This is a genomic window from Azospira sp., assembly GCF_030247495.1.
Classification (GTDB): Bacteria; Pseudomonadota; Gammaproteobacteria; order Burkholderiales; family Rhodocyclaceae; genus Azospira; species Azospira oryzae.
This window is the reverse complement of the sequence record NZ_JAOTRW010000002.1, coordinates 339,068-358,967: the sequence shown is the minus strand read 5'-3', so window position 1 is coordinate 358,967 and position 19,900 is coordinate 339,068. Positions and strand designations below refer to the sequence as shown.

Here is a 19,900-nt window from a genome sequence, read left to right as displayed (position 1 = left end):
CTACCATCCTGCGGCCGTCGCCGGTAAGCGGGGCTGCTTTTCGAGAGACAGCAGAACATGGATACCCAAACCAAACAGACTCGCCTGGTCCAGGGACTGACCCTGATCGCCCTGGTGGCCATGGTGGCCGCCTATTTCGCCCCCATCTGGTGGGTCTCCCTGACGGCGCCGAACTACCCCAAGGACGCCTTTCCTGACGGCATCCGCATCCACTTCCATTTCGATGGCGTCTACAACGGCTGCAAGGCGGCCGGGGTCGGCACCCGCATGGCCAACGAAATCATCCAGCAGGACCTGGATGAAAACACCGAACGCTACAACCCCATCCTGGATGCCAAGAAGGATGTGAACAAGGGGGCCCAGGGCCTGGACTGCGTCCACGAGATGAACACCATCAACCACTACGTGGGCATGTTCCCCATCGCCACCGGTGCACCGGTGGAGAAGCCCCTGGCCAAGTTCTTCTTCGGCTTCTTCGCCGTCATGCTGGCCGGCTTCATGGTGACCAAGCGCAAGACCCGCATCCTGGTCCTGTCCGCCGGCTTTGCCGCCGTTGCCGCCTGGATGCTGGTGGACCAGTACGTGCTCGGCCATCTGGCCAGCCACGTCGAAGCCTACGTCCAGGAGGCCGGCACTTTCTTCAAGGAACCGGAGAAGATCAAGGCCTGGGGCGATAACGTCACCCTCATCAGCCACATCGTCATCGTCGGCCTGATCCTGGTCATGGGCATCGTCGTCGCCGGCGTTGCCAAGGTGCGCAATTTCAGCCTGCTGCTGGCCCTGGTGCCGGCCCTGCTGCCCCTCTTCTTCGTCGTCACCTACGCCGCCTGGCTGTGGTTCTTCGGCCACAACCTGCACCCCTGGGGCGCCTTCACGGTGAAGCCCTTCATGCCCACCGTCTTCGGCGAAGGCAAGGTGGCCCAGTTCTCCACCTACTCCTATCCCTACTGGGGTTACGGCCTGCTGGTGCTGATGTTCCTCAGCCTCATGCCGGCCCTGCTGATCCGGCGCAAGCAGGTGCGCGAGGGGGCTGCCGAGTGAGACGCCTGCTTGCAGTCGCCGCCTCGCCGTTGCTGGTGTGGGCGGCGGTAAGCGTTGCCGTGGGAGACCCGGATTACGCCCTGCGGGCCCTTGGCGCCGCCACCGATACGCCGGCAGCCGCATCCAGTGCGGATGACGGCATGGGCAAGCCTGCCGGCAGCGCCTGGGGTGCCTCCGGCGAGAAGGTGCCCCTGCCCACGGCGCCGGCGGTGGCCGGCATTCCCTGGTTCCAGGACCTGGTCAATCAGGCTCCCGAAGGCTCGGTGCTGAAGGTGCCGGCCGGCAGCTATTCCGGTCCGGTGGTGGTGAACAAGCCCCTGACCATCGAGGCCCAGGGCCAGGTCATCATCGACGGCGGCGGCAAGGGCACGGTGTTCGTCCTGGATACCAGCGGTGCCGTGCTGCGCGGCGTGCATCTGACCAATTCCGGCGGTTCCCACGACAGCGACGATGCCTGTCTCAATGTGCGCGGCGACCGCAACGTGGTCGACCAGGTACGCATCACCAACTGTCTTTTCGGCATCGACCTGAAGCAGTCCAACGACAACAAGCTGACCCGCAACTACATCCGCTCCAAGCCCTTCGACCTGGGCCTGCGGGGCGACGGCGTGCGCCTCTGGTACAGCAAGAACAACCTGCTGGAAGGCAATGAAATCGAGGATTCCCGGGACATGGTGGCCTGGTATTCCGACCATAACGTCTTCCGCAACAACGTCAGCCGGCGCAGCCGCTATTCCATCCACTTCATGTTCGCCCACGAGAACACGGTGGAGGGCAACCGCTTCTACGACAACGCCGTCGGCGTGTATCTCATGTACACCAACGGCGCCTACATCCGCAACAACACCATCTCCCATGCCACCGGCGCCACCGGTATGGCCGTGGGCCTGAAGGAGGCCAGCAACACGGTCATCGAGGGCAACGAAATCCTCTACTGCTCCACCGGCATCGGCACCGACCTGTCGCCCTTCGAGCCCGGCTCCAAGACCGAAGTGCGCAAGAACCGCTTCGCCTTCAACGGCATTGCCGTCAGCTTCGTCTCCGACCGGGAGGGGAGCGTTTTCGAGAGCAATGTCTTCGAGGGCAACCTGGCCGACGTGGCCGTGGCCGGGGGCGGCGGTGCCGCCCATAACCGCTGGCACGGCAACTACTGGGACGGTTACCAGGGCTTCGACCGCAACAACGACGGCGTCGGCGACACGCCCTACGAGGATTACGCCTACGCCGACCGCCTGTGGATGGAAGTGCCCTTCGCCCTCTTTTTCAAGAGCGCCCCCATGATGGAATCACTGGATTTCCTCGAGCGCCTGGCTCCCTTTTCCGACCCCGTGCTGATGGTGCGGGACGAAGCCCCGGTGTTCAAGAATCCCCGGAGGAAAGCACCATGAGTGACAACAACCCGGAATCCGATACGCCTGCCGGCAATGCTGCCAAGCCCGCCGGCTCCGCCAAGCAGCGCACTGCCCGACGTCGCTTCATCCGCAGTTCCCTCCTGACCGGCGGCATCGTCGGCCTGGCCCTGCTGGGCTATCTGCCCGTGGCCCGGGCCAGCCGCACCCGCCTGCGTCCCCCCGGCGCTCTGGATGAAAAGGACTTCCTCGCCTCCTGCATCAAGTGCGGCCAGTGCGTCCAGGTCTGCCCGGTGCAGGCCATCAAGCTGGGCGATCTCACGGACGGCTACGGCATCGGCGTGCCCCACATCGACGCCCGGGAGCAGGCCTGCGACTTTTCCTGCGATGCCGGCCAGTGCATCCTGGCCTGTCCCACCGGCGCCCTCACCTACGACAAGCCCGGTTTCCTGGCGGTACGGCCCGGCGCCCACCTGGCCCGTCTGCCCATTCTCAAGGCCAAGGAAAAGGACCCGGAGCCCACCCTCAACTTGAAGGAACGCATGGGCCTGGCCCGCCTGGCCCAGCCCCAGATCTGTCTGGCGGCCCAGGGCAAGGGCTTCAAGGGGCAGGCCCGGGGCGCCGGCTTCAAGGGCACCATGCGCTACATGGATGTGGACCGCTGGAAACCCATTCCGGTGGCGGACCATCCCTACGAGCGGGAACTGTGCGACCTGTGCGTCACCGAATGCCCGATCAAGGACGCCATCCGCCTCAAGTTCGTGGACAACGGCGACGGCGTCAAACGGGCGGTGCCGGAGGTCCTGGAACAATGCGTCGGCTGCGGCGTCTGCGAAATGATCTGCCCCGTGGAAGCGGGCGGCATGGCCGCCATCGTGGTGGACGAACGCAAGACCTGGGAGGCCTGAAATGAAAAGCTTCAAGGAAAAGCTCCTGGTCATGCTCGGCCGGGAGCCGCAAAAGCCCGCCGCCTACAGTCCGGAGGCGGAACAGATCCACAAGCTGAAGCGCCTCAACAAGGCCGACTTCGAGGCCATGAAGCAGCACACCCGGGAGCACCAGCTGCTGCAGCACAAGTGGCGCAACCGCCGCTGGGCCGTGCTCATCGCCGTGAACCTGCTCTTCGTCGTCTCCTTCTGGCTGGACATCCAGATGCTGGAGGGGGCCCTCACCGCCTCCCGCTTCGTCGGCTTCCACCTGATCGACCTCAACTCCGCCCTGCAGGTGATGCTGGCCCACAAGCACATCATCGTGAACCTGCTGATCGGCACCGCCACCGTGTTCTTCCTCTGGGTGTTGCTGGGGGGGCGCACCTTCTGCTCCTGGGTCTGTCCCTACCACCTGGTGGCGGAATGGTTCGAGGCCCTGCACCTGAAGCTGGTGGAGAAGAAGTGGGTCACCGACCACGAGTTCCACCGGGGCACCCGCACCGTGTTCTGGGTGTTGTTCTCCCTGCTGGCCATCGTCACCGGCTACACCGTGTTCGAGACCCTGTCCCCCACCGGCATCCTGTCCCGGGCCCTGATCTACGGCCCCAGCCTGGCCCTGGCCTGGGTCTTCCTGCTGCTCCTGTTCGAAGTTTTCTACTCGCGCCGGGCCTGGTGCCGATATGTTTGTCCCATCGGCCTGACCTACGGTATGGTGGGCACCGTGTCGCCCCTGCGCATCGTCTACCGCCTGGACAAGTGCTTCCATGAGGGCGATTGCCGCAAGGTCTGCCTAGTGCCCCACGTTCTCGACGTGGTCATCAAGGGCCGGGCCGAGGAGGCGGTGATGTCCATCGGCCCCGACTGCACCCGTTGCGGCCTGTGCGTGGACACCTGCCCCAGCGGCGCCCTGACCTACGGGGTCAAGGGCCTGGACAAACTGCTTTAGGAAAAATGGAGCCGAAGGAGATAAATATCAAAGCGCCGCAGCCCGGGCTTTGGCATCCTGCGGCCTTGGCCCTGTAACGCTTTGCGAGAAATCTCCTTTCCCATGATCCGTTTCGACAACGTCAGCAAGATTTTCAAGAAGGCCCAGGTGCTGGCCGGAGTCAGCCTGGACATCCAGCTGGGCGAGCGCATTGCCCTGATCGGCTCCAACGGTGCCGGCAAGACCACCCTGATTCGCTGCCTGCTGGGGGAATACACCTACGGCGGCGAGGTCAGCATCGACGGCAAGGCGCCCCGGACCCATCGGGCCGACGTGCTGGGCAAGGTGGGCTTCGTGCCCCAACTGCCGCCTCCCCTGAAAATGCCCGTGGGCCAGCTGGTGACTTTCGCCGCTGCCGTGTGCAAGTCCGATCCCCGGCGCATCCACGCCATCGCCGACCGCCTCGGCCTGGACGTGGACGCCATCGCCGCCCGTCCCTTCAACCGCCTTTCCGGCGGCATGAAGCAGAAGCTGCTGATCGCCATCGCCCTGGGGCGCGACACCCAGGTGCTGGTGATGGACGAACCGGCCGCCAACCTGGACCCGGAAGCCCGCCACATCTTCTTCCAGCTTCTGGCCGAGCGCCAGGACAACTGCACCATGATCATTTCCAGCCACCGTCTCGACGAGGTGGCGGCCCTGGTGAACCGGGTGATCGAGATGGACATGGGCAAGGTGGTGCTGGACGACCGGGTGGCCGACGATTCCGGCATGGATACCCTGCTCGACTGCCATGTGGACCTGCGCCGGGCCGACCCGGCCATCGCCAAGGCCCTTGAAGGCTGGGGCTTCGCCGCCCGCAACGAGGGCCTCTCCTGGCACGGCCAGGTGGCCGGCCCGGACCGCCTGCGCTTCCTCGGCATGGTGTCGCGCTACGTCGGCCTGCTGACCCGCATCGACATGCAGGAGGTCACGGGAGTGACCCTGCAATGAAGCGCCGCACCTTTCTCTTCTCGGTGCCGGCCGGCGTTTTCGTCTCCCTCGCCGGCTGCGGCGGCCAGCCCAGCAGCGGCCCGGTGGAAATCAAGTGGGACCGGGACGGCTGCACCCGCTGCGGCATGGCCATCAGCGACAAGGCCTACGCGGCCCAGATCCGCGATCCCTACAGCAAGAAGGTCTACAAGTTCGACGATTTCGGCTGCGCCATTTTCTGGAGCGAGCACCAGCCCTGGTCGTCGGACCCGCGCATGGAATTCTGGATCGCCGATTCCCGCGACGGCCGCTGGCTCGACGCACGCAAGGCCTATTACGTGAGCGGCAAGCGCACTCCCATGGCCTACGGCTTCGGTGCCGTGGCCGACAAGGTGGAGGGCAGCATCGGCTTCGACGAAGCGAAGAAGCAGGTCCTTGCCAAAGGCAAATAAAAATACTCAGGGAATAGGACAGCAATGAAAACCCTCTGGCTCACCGCCAAACTCGACATCGTGGAATCCCTGCGGGCCCGCTGGTTCCTCATCTACAGCCTGGTCTTCGGCGGTATCGTGGCCCTGCTGTTCGCCTTCGGTCTGACCGAATCCCGGGTCCTGGGCTTCATCGGCCTGTCCCGCCTGCTGGTGACCTACATCCAGCTGGCCATGGCCATCCTGCCCATCTTCGTCCTCGTCACCACTGTGCGCTCCGTCGCCGGCGACCGGGAGGCGGGGGTCTTCGAATACCTGCTGTCCCTGCCCGTGGGCCTGGCGGCCTGGTTCTGGGGCAAGTTCCTGGGCCGCTACGTCACCATCTTCCTGCCGGTCTTCGTCGCCATGCTGGGCGCCGTGCTGTGGGCCCTGATCAAGGGCATCGAAGTGCCCTGGGGCATGTTCGTCTATTACACCGCCCTGCTGGCCGCCATGGCCTGGTGCTTCCTCGGCATCGGCATGCTCATCTCCACCCTGGCCCGCAGCACCGACGTGGCCCAGGGCACGGCCTTCATGGTCTGGCTGCTGATGCTGGTGTTCCTCGACCTGATCCTCCTCGGCGTCCTGATCCAGGGCCAGGTCAGTCCGGAAACGGTGATCGGCATCGCCCTGGCCAACCCCCTGCAGGTGTTCCGCACCGCGGCCCTGGCCCTCTTCGATCCCCAGTTGATCGTCCTCGGGCCCTCCGCGTACGTGATCCTGGATACCTTTGGCGTTCTCGGTTACAAGGTTTATGCTTTGGCCTATCCGGTCCTCCTGGGCAGCGCTGCGGCCCTGGCCGGCTTCCTGACTTTCCGCAAAACCGACCTGCCCTGATGCCCATGCTGCCCTTGCGTTCCTCCCTCGCCGCCCTGGCCTCCGCCCTGCTGTTTGCCGCTCCCCTGGCGGCTGTCGCCGAAGAGCAGGCCTCCGCGGCGCCGCTCTTCGCCGCCAGCTTTCCCGATACCGCCGGCGAGAAGGTGAATCTGGAGCGCTATCGGGGCAAGCCCCTGGTGGTGAATTTCTGGGCCCGCTGGTGTGGCCCCTGCCGCAAGGAAATTCCCGATCTGGTGAGCATCCAGAACAAGTACAAGGCCAAGGGCCTGACCATCGTCGGCGTGGCGGTGGAAGAGGGCAAGGAGGCGGTGAAGGAATTCGCCTCGGCCTACGAGGTGAATTACCCGGTGCTGGTTTCCGGCCTGCAGCCCGGGCTGGACCTGATGCGCCAGCTGGGCAACGAGAAGGCCGGCCTGCCCTACACGGTGATCCTGGACCGCCAGGGCCACATCGTCGCCCGCAAGCTGGGAGGCATGAAGCTGGAAGACCTGGACAAGGCCCTGGCGCCCCTGTTCTGAGCGGCGGGCCTCGCCCCGCTGTTTTTCCCCCGATTTTTCCTGGCCGCACCGGGTCCCCGGCGCGGTGCCTGCCGTCCGTTTGTCCGGCGTTTCCCTGATCCAGCCGCGGCGCCCTTCGTGGGACAATGGGCTTCGCCGGGCGAAAGGTCAGCGCGTGTCGGCCCGATCCCGGCGGATGTCGAGGGGAGGGGAGTGCGTGGCCGCCTGTTTGGCGCTAGTCTGCTAACACTCCCCGCAAGGACCGCAACATGCCCCACGACATCAGCCTCATCACCACCGTGGCCGCCGGCTTCGGCCTGGCCATGATCCTGGGCTTCATTGCTGCCCGCCTGAAGATTCCCCCCCTGGTCGGCTACCTCATTGCCGGCATCATCATGGGCCCGGCCACCCCGGGCTTCGTCGCCGACGTGGAGCTGGCCGGCCAGCTGGCCGAGATCGGCGTCATGCTGCTGATGTTCGGCGTCGGCCTGCACTTCTCCCTGGAAGACCTGATGAATGTGCGCCGCATCGCCGTTCCCGGCGCCGTGGTGCAGATCACCGTGGCCACCGCCCTGGGCACCGTGCTGGCCATGTACTGGGGCTGGTCTTTCGGCGGCGGCCTGGTCTTCGGCCTGGCCCTCTCCTGCGCCTCCACCGTGGTGCTGCTGCGGGCCCTGGAGACCCGGGGCATCCTGGATTCGGTGAATGGCCGCATCGCCGTCGGCTGGCTGGTGGTGGAGGACCTGGTGTGCGTCCTGGTGCTGGTGCTGATGCCGCCCCTGGCCGAGCTGCTGGGCGGTAGCGCTGCCGATGCCCACGGCGCCGGCGGCAGCCTGTGGGGCACCCTGGCGGTGACCCTGGCCAAGGTGGGAGCCTTCATCGCCCTCATGCTGGTGGTGGGGCGGCGGCTCTTCCCGCGCATCCTGTGGGCCGTGGCCCGCACCGGCTCCCGGGAGCTGTTCACCCTTTGCGTCATTGCCGCCGCCGTCGGCGTGGCCTACGGCTCGGCCAAGCTCTTCGGCGTTTCCTTCGCCCTGGGCGCTTTCTTCGCCGGCATGATGATGCGCGAATCCGATTTCGCCCACCGGGCGGCGGAGGAATCCCTGCCCCTGCGGGACGCCTTCTCGGTGTTGTTCTTCGTCTCCGTCGGCATGCTCTTCGATCCCCAGGTGTTGCTGCAGGAACCGGGCAAGGTGCTGGCGGTGGCCGCCGTCGTCATCGTCGGCAAGACGGTGGCTGCCATCCTGCTGGTGCTGGCCTTCCGCTATCCCCTCAACACCGCCCTCACAGTCGGCGCCAGCCTGGCCCAGATCGGCGAGTTCTCCTTCATCCTGGCCGGCCTGGGCGTTGCCCTGGACCTGCTGCCCAAGGCCGGGCAGAGCCTGATCCTGGCCGGGGCCCTGATTTCCATCGCCTTCAACTCCGTCGTCTTTGCCGCCATCGGTCCGGCCCGCAAATGGGCCCTGGCCCATTCCGCCCTGGCGCGGCGCCTGGAGATGCGGGAAGACCCGACGGCCGCCCTGCCGACCACGGTGGAAGAGCATTTCCTCTCCGGCCAGGTGGTGCTGGTGGGCTACGGCCGGGTCGGCCGGCGCATCGCCGAGGCCCTGGATGCCCAGAAGATTCCCTATGTGGTGGCCGAGCAGCACCGCCAGGTGGTGGAGAAGCTGCGGGAGCGGGGGGTGCCTGCCGTCTCCGGCGATGCCTCGGACCCGGCGGTGCTGATCCAGGCCCATATCGCCCGGGCCGGCATGCTGGTCATCGCCACGCCCGACACCCTGGACGTGCGCAAGATCGTGGACATGGCCCGCACCCTAAATCCGGCCATCGAAGTGGTGCTGCGCACCCACTCCGAGGAGGAGGCCGGCCTGCTGCGCCAGGAGAGCCTGGGCACGGTCTTCATGGGCGAGGACGAACTGGCCAAGGGCATGGCCCGCCACGTGCTGGCGCGGATGGGCAAGGGCGCCTGAGGGGCGGCCGGCGACGGCCCCGAGTCGAGAGGTTGGCCGGCCGGGAATTCCCGGCCTTTGCTTCGGCCCCGGGCGGCGGTATGCTCCCGGGCAAATTTCTTCCCCTATCCCCAGGAGCTTCCATGAACATCGCCCAGGTAGCCGCACAACGCTACACCACCAAGGCCTTCGATCCCAGCCGCAAGATTGCCGCCGACGATCTGGCGGCCCTGCGCACCCTGCTGCGCAATGCCCCGTCCTCCGTCAATTCCCAGCCCTGGCATTTCGTCATCGCCGGCAGCGACGCTGCCAAGGGCCGCATCGCCGCCACCCTCAGCGCCGATTTCCCCTACAACGAGCCCAAGGTGCGCAATGCTTCCCAGGTGGTGGTGCTGTGCGCCCGGGAAAGCCTGGATGAAGGCCATCTGGCGGCCATCCTGGCGCAGGAGGAGGCCGACGGCCGCTTTGCCAACGCCGAGGCCAAGGCCGCCCAGGCCAAGGGCCGGGCCTTCTACGTGGGCCTGCACCAGCAGCAGCTGCAGGACGAGGCCTCCTGGATGGACCGCCAGGTCTATCTGGCCCTGGGTACCCTGCTGCTGGGGGCCGGCGCCCTGGGCATCGATGCCTGCCCCATCGAGGGTTTCAGCCCCGAGGCCGTGGACGAGGCCCTGGGCCTCAAGGCCAAGGGGCTGCGCAGCCGGGTCATGGTGGCCCTGGGCTACCGCAGCGAGGACGACTTCAATGCCCGCCTGCCCAAGTCCCGCCTGCCCGAGAGCGCCGTCATCAGCGAGATCTGACGCGCTTCTCCAGCCGGTCCCTGCTGGCAGGCAGAAAGAAAAAGCCCCGCATGGCGGGGCTTTTTTTGTGGCCGCAGCGGCGGCTTACATGCGGGCGATCATGGCCTCGCCGAACTCGGAGCAGGACACTTCCGTCGCCCCTTCCATGAGCCGGGCGAAGTCGTAGGTCACCACCTTGTCGCCGATGGCCGCTTCCATGGACTTGATGATGAGGTCCGCCGCCTCCTTCCAGCCCAGGTGGCGCAGCATCATCTCGGCGGAGAGGATCAGGGAACCGGGGTTCACCTTGTCCTTGCCGGCATACTTGGGCGCCGTGCCGTGGGTGGCCTCGAAACAGGCGTACTGGTCGGAGATGTTGGCGCCGGGAGCAATGCCGATACCGCCCACCTGGGCCGCCAGGGCATCGGAGATGTAGTCGCCGTTGAGGTTGGTGGTGGCGATCACGTCGTACTCGGCCGGGCGCAGCAGAATCTGTTGCAGGAAGGCGTCGGCGATGGCGTCCTTGATGACGATGCCGTTGGGCAGTTTCTGCCACGGACCGCCGTCGATGTCGACGCCGCCGAACTCGCGCTTGGCCAGGGCATAGGCCGTGTCGCGGAAGTTGCCTTCCGTGAACTTCATGATGTTGCCCTTGTGCACGATGGTCACCGACTTGCGGCCATTGTCGATGGCGTACTTGATGGCGGCGCGCACCAGGCGCTCCGTGCCTTCGACGGAGATGGGCTTGATGCCGATGCCGGAGGATTCGGGGAAGCGGATCTTCTTCACCCCCATCTCCTCCTGCAGGAACTTGATCACCTTCTTGCAGGCCTCGGAGCCGTGGGCCCACTCGATGCCGGCGTAGATGTCCTCCGTGTTCTCGCGGAAGATCACCATGTTGCACAGCTCGGGCTGCTTCAGGGGGGAAGGCACGCCCTTGAAGTACTGCACCGGGCGCACGCACTGGTAGAGGTCCAGCTCCTGGCGCAGGGCCACGTTGAGGGAGCGGATGCCGCCGCCCACCGGGGTGGTCATGGGCCCCTTGATGGAGACCGAGTATTCCTTGAGAGCGTCGAAGGTTTCCTTGGGCAGCCACTCGTCGGCACCGTAGATCTGGGTGGATTTCTCGCCGGCGTAAACCTCCATCCAGTGGATTTTCTTCTGGCCGCCATAGGCTTTTTGCACGGCCGCATCCACCACCTTGATCATCACCGGGGTGATGTCCACGCCGATGCCGTCACCTTCGATGAAGGGAATGATGGGGTTATTGGGAATGGGCTGGCCCGGGATGATCTTCTGCCCGCCCTGAGGGACTTTGATGTGTGAACTCATTTCCTTAGCTCCATGAGAGATGAGAGTTGTTATGTGAGCGCAGGGTTTTGCGTTGAAACCCCGTCGTGATCATGCCGGGCGAGGGCCGTGGGCCAGGAGAAACTCAGGCCGGCACCGGGGCATTATGTATGAAAAACGGGGAGGGGGGACAGACGCCCATCCAGGGCCGGGACATGGGGCTGGCGCCGGCGGAAATCGGGTGTTGTCCACCGGGAAGCTGGCGGGGAGAGGAGCAGAGAAGGGGGGCGGAAGAGAGGCGGAACGGGAGGGTGCGTCCGGCAGGTGGCAAGGCCGGTGCCGACACAAGAAAAACGGCCCGGCCAAACCCCGGGACGGGGGCTGGACCGGGCCGTGGGCCGGGCAGGTGCCGATCAGGCGGCGCTGGCGGCCTGCAGCAGGCTGTTGAGGGTGGCGCTGGGGCGCATCACGGCGGTCACCTTGGCCTGGTCGGCCAGGTAGTAGCCGCCGATATCCACGGGCTTGCCCTGGACCGCCTTCAGCTCGTCCACGATCTTCTGCTCGTTTTCGGCTAGGGACTTGGCCAGGGGGCCGAACTTGGTGGCCAGGTCCTTGTCCTCGGACTGGGCGGCCAGGGCCTGGGCCCAGTACAGAGCCAGGTAGAACTGGCTGCCCCGGTTGTCCAGCTCGCCGGTACGGCGGGAGGGGGACTTGTTCTCGTCCAGCAGCTTGCCGGTGGCCTCATCCAGGGTCTTGGCCAGCAGCTTGGCCTTGGCGTTGCCGGTCTTGATGCCCAGCTCTTCCAGGGACACGGCCAGGGCCAGGAACTCGCCCAGGGAATCCCAGCGCAGGTGGTTTTCTTCCACCAGCTGCTGCACGTGCTTGGGCGCGGAGCCGCCGGCACCGGTTTCGTACATGCCGCCGCCAGCCATCAGGGGCACGATGGAGAGCATCTTGGCGGAGGTGCCCAGTTCCATGATGGGGAACAGGTCGGTCAGGTAGTCGCGCAGGATGTTGCCGGTGACGGAGATGGTATCCAGGCCGCGGGCGACCCGTTCCAGGGTGAAGCGCATGGCGCGCACCTGGGACATGATGTGGATTTCCAGGCCGCTGGTGTCGTGATCCTTGAGGTACTTCTCCACCTTCTTAATCAGCTCGGCCTCGTGGGGACGGTAGGGGTCCAGCCAGAAGACGGCAGGCATGCCGGAGTTGCGGGCACGGGTGACGGCCAGCTTGACCCAGTCGCGGATCGGCTCGTCCTTCACCTGGCACATGCGCCAGATGTCGCCTTCTTCCACGTTCTGGGACAGCAGCACTTCGCCGGTGGCCAGGTCCACAATGTTGGCGATGCCGGCTTCGGCGATTTCGAAGGTCTTGTCGTGGGAGCCGTATTCCTCGGCCTTCTGGGCCATCAGGCCGACGTTGGGCACGGTGCCCATGGTCTTGGGATCGAAGTTGCCGTGCCACTTACAGAAGTTGATCATCTCCTGGTAGATGCGGGCGAAGGTGGATTCAGGCATCACGGCCTTGCAGTCGTAAGGCTTGCCGTCGGCACCCCACATCTTGCCGCCGCCGCGGATCATGGCGGGCATGGAAGCGTCCACGATGATGTCGTTGGGGGAGTGGAAGTTGGTGATGCCCTTGGCGGAATCCACCATGGCCAGACGGGGACGGTGCTCTTGGCAGGCATGCAGGTCGCGGATGATCTCGTCGCGCTTGGATTCGGGCAGGGTGTCGATCTTCTCGTAGAGGGTGGCCATGCCGTTGTTGACGTTGATGCCCAGCTCGTCGAACAGCTTGCCGTGCTTCTCGAAGGCTTCCTTGTAGTAGATCTTGACGCAGTGGCCGAAGACGATGGGGTGGGACACCTTCATCATGGTGGCCTTCACGTGCAGGGAGAAGAGGATGCCGGCCTGGCGGCAGTCTTCCAGTTCCTTCTCGTAGAAGTCGCACAGGGCCTTCTTGCTCATGAACATGGAGTCGATGATCTCGCCGTCCTTGAGGGCCACCTTGGGCTTCAGCACGATGGTCTTGCCGCTCTTGGTGACCAGCTCCATCTTCACGTCCCGGGCCTTGTCCAGGGTCAGGGACTTTTCGCCGTGGTAGAAGTCGCCGTGGTCCATGTGGGCCACGTGGGTCTGGGACCAGGGCTTCCATTCACCCATGGAGTGGGGGTGCTTCTTGGCATAGTTCTTGACGGCGGCGGGGGCGCGGCGGTCGGAGTTGCCTTCGCGCAGCACCGGATTCACGGCGGAGCCCAGGCACTTGCCGTAGCGGGTCTTGAGGGCCTTTTCCTCGTCCGTGGTGGGGTTTTCCGGGTAGTCGGGGATGGCGTAGCCCTTGGCCTGCAGTTCCTTGACGCAAGCCACCAGCTGGGCCACGGAGGCGCTGATGTTGGGCAGCTTGATGATGTTGGTGTCGGGGTCCTGGGTCAGGCGGCCCAGTTCGGCCAGGTTGTCCGGAACCTTCTGGTCGTCGCGCAGGTAGTCGGAGAATTCGGCCAGGACACGGGCGGCCACGGAAATGTCGCTTTCGGCGATTTCAACGCCGGCCGGACCGGTGAAGGTGCGGATGATCGGCAGAAAAGCACAGGTCGCCAGCAGGGGCGCCTCATCAGTGAGCGTGTAAATGATCTTCGACTTACCAGCAGACATGCTAATCCCTCACATAGTTCGTAGTTAAAGGTGCGGACAACTCTTATATATATTATATCACCCGGTGCAATCTTATTGCGTACCGTGCAATGAATGCCGTGGGGATGGATGCCCGCCTTTCCCTCCCCAGGGCCCCTCATGGAGCCTGTCCGGGCCCCATTTCCGCGGGAGGCGGGGCTGGCCGGTGCTAAGATTTCCGCTTTCTTCCGCGTCCCGCCCGTGCCGATGGACATTTCGACCGCCGCCACCGCCAATCGCATCGCCATTGCCCTCATCGACGGCTTCAACAAGCATTACCGGCTGTTCCGCCAGACCAGCCGGGAGGCCAAGTTCCGTTTCGAGTCCGGCGACTGGCTGGCGGTGCACAAGGCGGTGAAGGATCGCATCCGTTTCTACGACGACCGGGTGGAGGAGTGCGTCGAGCGCCTGCGCGACGAATTCCGGGCCGAGGCCCTGGACGACGCCACCTGGCAGCAGGTGAAGCTGCTCTACATCGGCCTGCTGCTCAATCACAAGCAGCCGGAGCTGGCGGAGACCTTCTTCAACTCCGTGTGCTGCAAGATCCTGCACCGCACCTATTTCCACAACGACTTCATCTTCGTGCGGCCGGCCATCTCCACGGAGAACATCGAATCCAATCCGCCCACCTACTCCAGCTACTACCCGGGGGAGGGCGGCCTCGGCCAGACCATGCGCCAGATCATCCTGGACTTCGACTGGCAGCGGGATTTCGAGGACCTGGAGCGGGACGTGGACTACCTCTACCGCACCATCCAGACCCATCTCGGAGGCGAACTGCCGGCCCGGGAGGCCAACTGCCAGATCCAGGTGCTGTACTCCGCCTTCTACCGCAACAAGGGCGCCTACATCATCGGCAAGGCCATCAACGGCAACCAGGAATACCCCTTCGCCATCCCGGTGCTGCACACCCCGGGTGGCAAGCTCTATCTGGATACCATCCTGCTCGACGCCTGGCGCATCTCCATCCTCTTTTCCCTGTCCCGGGCCTATTTCATGGTGGATATGGAAGTGCCCTCCGGCTACGTCCAGTTCCTGCGCTCCATCATGCCCGGCAAGCCCCGCTCCGAGCTGTACACCATGCTGGGACTGGGCAAGCAGGGCAAGACCATGTTCTTCCGCGACCTCATCTACCACCTGCGCCATTCGGAGGACAAATTCATCGTCGCCCCCGGCATCCGGGGCCTGGTGATGCTGGTGTTCACCCTGCCCTCCTTCCCCTACGTCTTCAAGATCATCAAGGACGTCTTCGGCAGCTCCAAGGAAGTGGACCACGCCACGGTGAAGTACAAGTACCAGCTGGTGAAGCAGGTGGACCGGGTGGGGCGCATGGCCGACACCCTGGAGTTCTCCTACGCGGCCCTGCCCCGTTCCCGCTTCGATCCGGCCCTGCTGGAGGAGCTGCGGCAGCAGGTGCCCTCCCTCCTGGAGGAGGACGGGGAAGACCTGATCATCAAGCACCTCTACATCGAACGGCGCATGACGCCCCTCAACATCTATCTGGACAACGCCCCGGAAGAGAAGGTGGAAGCGGCGGTGAAGGACTACGGCAACGCCATCCGGGAACTGGCCATCGCCAACATCTTCCCCGGCGACATGCTGTGGAAGAACTTCGGCGTCACCCGCTACAACCGCATCGTCTTCTACGACTACGACGAAATCGAACACATGACCGACATGAATTTCCGGGCCATCCCGGAAGCCCCCTATCCGGAACTGGAAATGTCCGGCGAGCCCTGGTATTCCGTGGCCCGCAACGACGTCTTCCCGGAAGAGTTCGCCACCTTCCTGCTCGGTTCCCGGCCGGTGCGCCAGGCCTTCCTCAAGCACCACCGGGACCTGCTGCAGCCCGAATTCTGGCAGGCGGCCCAGGAGCAGATCCGCCAGGGGCGGGTGGAGGACTTCTTCCCCTATCCGGAAGAACTGCGCTTTAGCCGCCTCTATGCCGCCGGCGGGGAAAACGCCTGAGATGGCCCGCATCCTCCTCTTCAACAAGCCCTACGGCGTCCTCTCCCAATTCACCCCCGAAGGCCGCTGGCAGGGCCTCAAGGACTACCTGGAGATGCCCGGCGTTTATCCCGCCGGCCGCCTCGATGCGGACAGCGAAGGCCTGCTCCTGCTCACCGACGACGGCGTCCTGCAGGCCCGCATCGCCGATCCCCGCTACAAGCTGGAAAAGACCTACTGGGTGCAGGTGGAGGGCGTACCGACGGAATCCGCGCTGCAAGCCCTTCGCCAGGGGGTTGCCCTGAAGGATGGCGTCACCCGGCCGGCCCAGGCCAGGCTCATGGAAGAACCGCATGGCTTGTGGCTGCGGGAGCCGCCCATCCGCTACCGGGCTGCCATCCCCACCAGCTGGATCGAACTGAAAATCCGTGAGGGCAAGAACCGCCAGGTCAGGCGGATGACAGCCAGCGTGGGCTACCCTACGCTCCGGCTCATCCGGGCCGCCATCGGCCGGGCTTCCGTGGAAGGCCTGGCCCCGGGAGAGTGGCGTCTGCTGCAGGGCGGTTTTGCCGACCTGGCGCCGGACGGCGCTCCCGGCCGAACCCCATCCCCTGACGGAGTTGCAAATGAAAAAAGCCCTACTGCTCGCCCTGACCCTGGCCTTCGCCCTCGGCACCGGCGTCGCTGAAGCCGCCACCCATGGCCACCACGCCAAGAAGGCGAGCCATGCCAAGCACGTCAAGCCTGCCAAGGCCGCCAAGCACCACGCCAAGCGCCACCACTAAGCCGCCGCGGCCGGTCCGGCAGGCTTGCGGCCTGCCCGGCCCGGCGCTGCGCAAAATAGGGCAGCCGCTGCCGGCTGGCCTATAATTCCGCCCCATGCATACCACCATCCTTTCCCGCTCCCTGGGCGCCGCCCTGGCCCTGGCGGCCGCTGCCTGGTGCGGCAGCGCCCTGGCCGAGATGGGCCGCCTGGAACTGACTGCCGGCTTCCACCGCATCGAGGCCGAAGTGGCCTACACCGATCCGGACCGCCAGCAGGGCCTGATGAACCGCCGCAGCATGGCGGCCAACCAGGGCATGCTGTTCGTCTTCCCCTTCCCGGCCCGCCACTGCATGTGGATGAAGAACACCCTGCTGCCCCTTTCCGTCGCCTTCCTCGATGAACAGGGCCGCATCATCAACATCCGCGACATGCAGCCCCAGACCGAGAACAGCCACTGCGCCGACAAGGACGCCCGCTTCGCCCTGGAGATGAACCAGGGCTGGTTCGCCCAGCGGGGCCTCAAGGCCGGCCTGACCCTGGGCGGCATCGAGCGCGCTCCCGCGCCGCGATGATCCCGGCCCGCGCCGCCTGGCGCCCGGCCCTGCTGCAACGCGGCCGGGCCCCGGACCCGGCCCTGCGTCCCTGGCTGGAGGAGCGGGGTTCCCTCACCGCCCGCATCCGTGCCCGCTGCGACCGTTTCCGCGTGCAATGCCTGCGCCAGTGCCTGGCCCCCATCGGCAGCGAAGAGGCGACCTGCCTCGGCCTGCCCGCCGGCACCCGGGTCTGGATGCGGGAAGTGCTGCTGCTGGCGGACGAGGTGCCGGTGGTCTTCGCCCACACCGTTATGCCCCTGGCGCCGCGCCATCCCTTCGATCAGCGTTTTTTCGCCCTGGGCCAGCGTTCCCTGGGCAGCCTGCTCTTCTCCGACCCGCGCATCGCCCGGGGCCGCCTCGAATTCCGCGCCCTGGACCGGCGCCACCGCCTCTACCGCAGCGCCGAGGCCGCCCTCGGCCCCCAGCCCGGCTGGCTGTGGGCCCGCCGCTCCCGCTTCGGCCGCGGCGCCAAGGGGCTCCTGGTGAACGAGGTCTTCCTCCCCGCCGTGCTCTCCCTCTGAACATTCTTTTACACGGCCCGGTCAGACCCGGGTCAGGGCCCGGCGCAAGAATGGGCCATGGATTCCTGCCGCCGCCTCCTTCTGCGGGCCCTCTCCCTGCTGCCGCTGGCCCCCGGCCTGGTCCTCGCCGGCGCCAATGCCCCCGTCCGCATCGACGAAGATGAGATCCAGGTGCGCCGCCAGGGCGAGACGTGGACGGTGGAGGCGCAGTTCGTCGTGCCGGTGCCGCCGTCCGTCGCCTGGGAAGTGCTGACGGACTTCGACAACATGGCCGCCATCCTCACCAATCTCAGCAGCAGCCGGGTGCTTTCCCGCCAGGGCCAGGTGCTGCAGGTGGAGCAGAAGGGGAGGGCCCGCTTCGGCATTTTCTCCTTCGCCTTCGAGTCCCTGCGGGAGATCACCCTGACGCCCCGGCGGCGCATCCAGGCCCGCGGCCTGGCCGGCAATACCAGGCAATTCGAGAGCGACATGGTGCTGGCGCCCCTGGACGGCGGCACCCGCTTTTCCTACCGGGTGGCGATGGTTCCCGACTTCTGGCTGCCCTCCCTGCTGGGGCCGTCCCTGCTGCAGCACGAGCTGGCCGAGCAGTTCAACGCCATGGCGGCGGAGATGGAAAAGCGCCATTCCGTACGGTAATGACGGGGGCTTGACGGGGGGTGGCCGGCGGTAGCCTAATGACCCTCCGGCCCGCGCCATATAACGCTGAGAGACATTTCCAGGGAGGCACTGGGTCGGGTGAATGGCTCAATCTTGCCCGGAGGCCGGCCCCGCCTGCCTCCCGGGAGTTTCAGGGGGATAAGAAATGGACAACCAAGCTGAAATCCGCCAGCCGGATGGCGAGTGTTCCCTGGTCCTGGAGGGCCGCCTGGATTACTCCAACACCGTCAATTTCCACAGCCGCTGCAACAGCCTGATCGCCATGCCGGAAGCCAGCCGAGTCATCCTCGACTGCGGCAAGCTGACCTACATCGACAGTTCGGGCATCGGCGCCCTCATGGTCATCAACGACCGCGTCACCCGGGAAGGCAAGTCCCTGGAGCTGCACAACTGCAGCAGCGACGTCAAGAAAGTCCTCAAGCTGGTCAATTTGCACAAGGTGCTCAAGCTGGTCTGAAGCCGCCGCAGCGGGCTTCTGCCCGCCGGCGACCATTCCGATCCGGTTTAGCTGGACGACTTTCATGTCCCATGCGTCCGATCAGGGCAGCTCCGGGCTGCCCGCCGGCAGGGGGTGTCCGTGGCGGACGCTCCGGCGCCCCATCATCCTCATCGTGGACGACGCCCGGGAAAACGTCGAAGTGCTGGCCGACTGCCTGCAGTTCGAATACGACCTGCGCTTCGCCTACAATGGTCCGGAGGCCCTGGCCTGCGCTGTGGACGAGCCGCCGCCGGACCTGATCCTGCTCGACGTCATGATGCCGGGCATGGACGGCTACGAGGTGCTGGACCGGCTCAAGTCCGATCCGGCCACCGCCGCCATTCCCGTGGTCTTCGTCACCGCCATGACCGCCATCCGCGACGAGGTCCGGGGCCTGGCCCTGGGGGCCGTGGATTTCATCGGCCGCCCGGTCAGCCCCTCCATCGTGCGTGCCCGCGTCCGCAGTCATGTGGCCCTGGCCGAGGCGCGGCGCCAGCTGGCGGAGCAGAACCAGTGGCTGATGCACGAGCGCTGCCTGGCCGAGGACATCCTCACCCGGCTGCGGGAGACCGAGACCTTCGATTGCCACAAGCTGCGCTACGTTCTTTCCTCGGTGGACCGCAGCAACGGTGACATGCTGCTCTCTGCCATGACCCCGGACCGGCGCCAGTGGGTGCTGGTGGGCGACATCTCCGGCCACGGCCCCGCCTCCGCCGTGGTGGCGCCCCTGCTGGGCCACGTCTTCTATTCCCAGGCGGCGGAGAACGGCGATGCCGAGGCCCTGCTGATCGAACTCAACCGGGTCATGTTCCAGCGCCTGCCGCTGCAGATGTTCATGGCCTTCGCCCTGGTGGAGGTGAATGCCGCCCGGGACCGGCTGCGGGTGTGGAATGGCGGCATGCCCGGCTGCTTCAATCGCAGCGGCCGGGGCAAGCTGACCCTGGTGGGCTCGACCTACTATCCCCTCGGTCTGCAGCCCAACCTGGGGGAGACGGAAGCGCCGACGGAACTGGTGTTCCATCCCCGGGACCGCTTCTACCTGTTCACCGACGGCTTTTGCGAGTGCGAGGACGAGAACGGCAAGGCCTTCGGCGAGGAGGCCATCTTCGCCCTCCTGGCGGAGCCGGGGCCGCGCCGCTCGGTGCAGGGCATCTGGCTGGCGGCGGCCCGCTACCACGGCAGCGACCAGTTCCGCGACGACCTGACCCTGGTGGAACTGCGTCCCTGAGGGCCG

The 19,900-nt window shown here is 65.8% G+C and carries 20 protein-coding genes; 18 read left to right on the top strand and 2 right to left on the bottom strand.

What is annotated here, in order from left to right; translation table 11 throughout:
• Positions 1 to 57 precede the first annotated feature (57 nt).
• From OEL49_RS01640 to nfsB, 10 genes are all read left to right on the top strand, one after another.
• Positions 58 to 1,041, top strand: a complete 984-nt coding sequence (locus OEL49_RS01640) for a hypothetical protein (protein ID WP_014238317.1) — start codon at positions 58 to 60, stop codon at positions 1,039 to 1,041.
• On the top strand, positions 1,038 to 2,429 hold the full coding sequence (nosD, locus tag OEL49_RS01635; RefSeq protein WP_287873826.1) for a nitrous oxide reductase family maturation protein NosD: 1,392 nt from the start codon (positions 1,038 to 1,040) through the stop codon (positions 2,427 to 2,429). Before OEL49_RS01640 ends, nosD begins: the two co-directional genes overlap by 4 nt.
• Positions 2,426 to 3,298, top strand: coding sequence for a 4Fe-4S dicluster domain-containing protein (locus OEL49_RS01630; protein ID WP_014238315.1), 873 nt, complete (start codon positions 2,426 to 2,428; stop codon positions 3,296 to 3,298). The genes nosD and OEL49_RS01630 overlap by 4 nt, the downstream gene beginning before the upstream one ends.
• Position 3,299: 1 nt before the next feature.
• Positions 3,300 to 4,265 (top strand): NapH/MauN family ferredoxin-type protein, encoded by a 966-nt coding sequence (locus tag OEL49_RS01625; protein ID WP_014238314.1) that lies wholly within the window; start codon positions 3,300 to 3,302, stop codon positions 4,263 to 4,265.
• 102 nt (positions 4,266 to 4,367) lie between these two features.
• Positions 4,368 to 5,237 (top strand): ABC transporter ATP-binding protein, encoded by an 870-nt coding sequence (locus OEL49_RS01620; RefSeq protein ID WP_014238313.1) that lies wholly within the window; start codon positions 4,368 to 4,370, stop codon positions 5,235 to 5,237.
• A complete protein-coding gene (locus tag OEL49_RS01615; RefSeq protein WP_014238312.1) occupies positions 5,234 to 5,668 on the top strand; it encodes a protein NosL in 435 nt (144 codons plus the stop codon). Before OEL49_RS01620 ends, OEL49_RS01615 begins: the two co-directional genes overlap by 4 nt.
• Before the next feature lie 24 nt (positions 5,669 to 5,692).
• A complete protein-coding gene (locus tag OEL49_RS01610; protein WP_014238311.1) occupies positions 5,693 to 6,520 on the top strand; it encodes an ABC transporter permease in 828 nt (275 codons plus the stop codon).
• Positions 6,520 to 7,038 (top strand): TlpA family protein disulfide reductase, encoded by a 519-nt coding sequence (locus tag OEL49_RS01605; RefSeq protein ID WP_014238310.1) that lies wholly within the window; start codon positions 6,520 to 6,522, stop codon positions 7,036 to 7,038. Before OEL49_RS01610 ends, OEL49_RS01605 begins: the two co-directional genes overlap by 1 nt.
• A gap of 248 nt (positions 7,039 to 7,286) precedes the next feature.
• A complete protein-coding gene (gene ybaL / locus OEL49_RS01600) occupies positions 7,287 to 8,987 on the top strand; it encodes a YbaL family putative K(+) efflux transporter (RefSeq protein ID WP_014238309.1) in 1,701 nt (566 codons plus the stop codon).
• Positions 8,988 to 9,109: 122 nt separating this feature from the next.
• Complete coding sequence (gene nfsB, locus OEL49_RS01595) at positions 9,110 to 9,763, top strand: oxygen-insensitive NAD(P)H nitroreductase (protein ID WP_287873825.1); 654 nt, start codon at positions 9,110 to 9,112, stop codon at positions 9,761 to 9,763.
• Positions 9,764 to 9,847: 84 nt separating this feature from the next.
• Here the strand turns inward: nfsB and icd are convergent, their stop codons facing one another.
• Positions 9,848 to 11,074, bottom strand: coding sequence for an NADP-dependent isocitrate dehydrogenase (icd, locus tag OEL49_RS01590; RefSeq protein WP_152089579.1), 1,227 nt, complete (start codon positions 11,072 to 11,074; stop codon positions 9,848 to 9,850).
• Between the two features lie 371 nt (positions 11,075 to 11,445).
• Positions 11,446 to 13,686 carry an NADP-dependent isocitrate dehydrogenase gene (locus tag OEL49_RS01585; RefSeq protein ID WP_014238306.1) on the bottom strand — a complete coding sequence of 747 codons (2,241 nt, stop codon included), beginning with the start codon at positions 13,684 to 13,686 and terminating at the stop codon, positions 11,446 to 11,448.
• A 225-nt stretch (positions 13,687 to 13,911) separates the two neighbouring features.
• Here OEL49_RS01585 and aceK point away from each other — a divergent pair, with 225 nt between their 5' ends.
• The 8 genes from aceK to OEL49_RS01545 all read left to right on the top strand — a co-directional run bounded on the left by aceK (position 13,912) and on the right by OEL49_RS01545 (position 19,894).
• Complete coding sequence (gene aceK / locus OEL49_RS01580) at positions 13,912 to 15,672, top strand: bifunctional isocitrate dehydrogenase kinase/phosphatase (RefSeq protein ID WP_152089578.1); 1,761 nt, start codon at positions 13,912 to 13,914, stop codon at positions 15,670 to 15,672.
• Position 15,673: 1 nt separating this feature from the next.
• Positions 15,674 to 16,339 (top strand): pseudouridine synthase, encoded by a 666-nt coding sequence (locus OEL49_RS01575; RefSeq protein WP_152089577.1) that lies wholly within the window; start codon positions 15,674 to 15,676, stop codon positions 16,337 to 16,339.
• Entirely contained in the window at positions 16,278 to 16,436 is a 159-nt protein-coding gene (locus tag OEL49_RS01570) for a hypothetical protein (protein WP_014238303.1), read from the top strand. Before OEL49_RS01575 ends, OEL49_RS01570 begins: the two co-directional genes overlap by 62 nt.
• 94 nt (positions 16,437 to 16,530) lie before the next feature.
• The gene (locus tag OEL49_RS01565) at positions 16,531 to 16,989 is read left to right on the top strand and encodes a DUF192 domain-containing protein (RefSeq protein WP_014238302.1); all 459 of its coding nucleotides are present in this window, start codon (positions 16,531 to 16,533) and stop codon (positions 16,987 to 16,989) included.
• Complete coding sequence (locus tag OEL49_RS01560; protein ID WP_287873824.1) at positions 16,986 to 17,531, top strand: chorismate--pyruvate lyase family protein; 546 nt, start codon at positions 16,986 to 16,988, stop codon at positions 17,529 to 17,531. Before OEL49_RS01565 ends, OEL49_RS01560 begins: the two co-directional genes overlap by 4 nt.
• 57 nt (positions 17,532 to 17,588) lie before the next feature.
• On the top strand, positions 17,589 to 18,167 hold the full coding sequence (locus tag OEL49_RS01555; RefSeq protein WP_205231375.1) for an SRPBCC family protein: 579 nt from the start codon (positions 17,589 to 17,591) through the stop codon (positions 18,165 to 18,167).
• A gap of 166 nt (positions 18,168 to 18,333) precedes the next feature.
• Positions 18,334 to 18,645 carry an STAS domain-containing protein gene (locus tag OEL49_RS01550; protein ID WP_152089573.1) on the top strand — a complete coding sequence of 104 codons (312 nt, stop codon included), beginning with the start codon at positions 18,334 to 18,336 and terminating at the stop codon, positions 18,643 to 18,645.
• Positions 18,646 to 18,709: 64 nt separating this feature from the next.
• Positions 18,710 to 19,894, top strand: coding sequence for a fused response regulator/phosphatase (locus OEL49_RS01545; protein ID WP_014238298.1), 1,185 nt, complete (start codon positions 18,710 to 18,712; stop codon positions 19,892 to 19,894).
• Positions 19,895 to 19,900: the final 6 nt, after the last annotated feature.

Bases quoted from the DNA above. Each gene is read 5' to 3' on its own strand.
- OEL49_RS01640 (WP_014238317.1), top strand. From the start codon at position 58: ATGGATACCCAAACCAAACAGACTCGCCTGGTCCAGGGACTGACCCTG.
- OEL49_RS01630 (WP_014238315.1), top strand. From the start codon at position 2,426: ATGAGTGACAACAACCCGGAATCCGATACGCCTGCCGGCAATGCTGCC.
- OEL49_RS01625 (WP_014238314.1), top strand. From the start codon at position 3,300: ATGAAAAGCTTCAAGGAAAAGCTCCTGGTCATGCTCGGCCGGGAGCCG.
- OEL49_RS01620 (WP_014238313.1), top strand. From the start codon at position 4,368: ATGATCCGTTTCGACAACGTCAGCAAGATTTTCAAGAAGGCCCAGGTG.
- OEL49_RS01615 (WP_014238312.1), top strand. From the start codon at position 5,234: ATGAAGCGCCGCACCTTTCTCTTCTCGGTGCCGGCCGGCGTTTTCGTC.
- OEL49_RS01610 (WP_014238311.1), top strand. From the start codon at position 5,693: ATGAAAACCCTCTGGCTCACCGCCAAACTCGACATCGTGGAATCCCTG.
- OEL49_RS01605 (WP_014238310.1), top strand. From the start codon at position 6,520: ATGCCCATGCTGCCCTTGCGTTCCTCCCTCGCCGCCCTGGCCTCCGCC.
- ybaL (WP_014238309.1), top strand. From the start codon at position 7,287: ATGCCCCACGACATCAGCCTCATCACCACCGTGGCCGCCGGCTTCGGC.
- nfsB (WP_287873825.1), top strand. From the start codon at position 9,110: ATGAACATCGCCCAGGTAGCCGCACAACGCTACACCACCAAGGCCTTC.
- icd (WP_152089579.1), bottom strand. From the start codon at position 11,074: ATGAGTTCACACATCAAAGTCCCTCAGGGCGGGCAGAAGATCATCCCG.
- OEL49_RS01585 (WP_014238306.1), bottom strand. From the start codon at position 13,686: ATGTCTGCTGGTAAGTCGAAGATCATTTACACGCTCACTGATGAGGCG.
- aceK (WP_152089578.1), top strand. From the start codon at position 13,912: ATGGACATTTCGACCGCCGCCACCGCCAATCGCATCGCCATTGCCCTC.
- OEL49_RS01575 (WP_152089577.1), top strand. From the start codon at position 15,674: ATGGCCCGCATCCTCCTCTTCAACAAGCCCTACGGCGTCCTCTCCCAA.
- OEL49_RS01570 (WP_014238303.1), top strand. From the start codon at position 16,278: ATGAAAAAAGCCCTACTGCTCGCCCTGACCCTGGCCTTCGCCCTCGGC.
- OEL49_RS01565 (WP_014238302.1), top strand. From the start codon at position 16,531: ATGCATACCACCATCCTTTCCCGCTCCCTGGGCGCCGCCCTGGCCCTG.
- OEL49_RS01560 (WP_287873824.1), top strand. From the start codon at position 16,986: ATGATCCCGGCCCGCGCCGCCTGGCGCCCGGCCCTGCTGCAACGCGGC.
- OEL49_RS01555 (WP_205231375.1), top strand. From the start codon at position 17,589: ATGGATTCCTGCCGCCGCCTCCTTCTGCGGGCCCTCTCCCTGCTGCCG.
- OEL49_RS01550 (WP_152089573.1), top strand. From the start codon at position 18,334: ATGGACAACCAAGCTGAAATCCGCCAGCCGGATGGCGAGTGTTCCCTG.
- OEL49_RS01545 (WP_014238298.1), top strand. From the start codon at position 18,710: ATGTCCCATGCGTCCGATCAGGGCAGCTCCGGGCTGCCCGCCGGCAGG.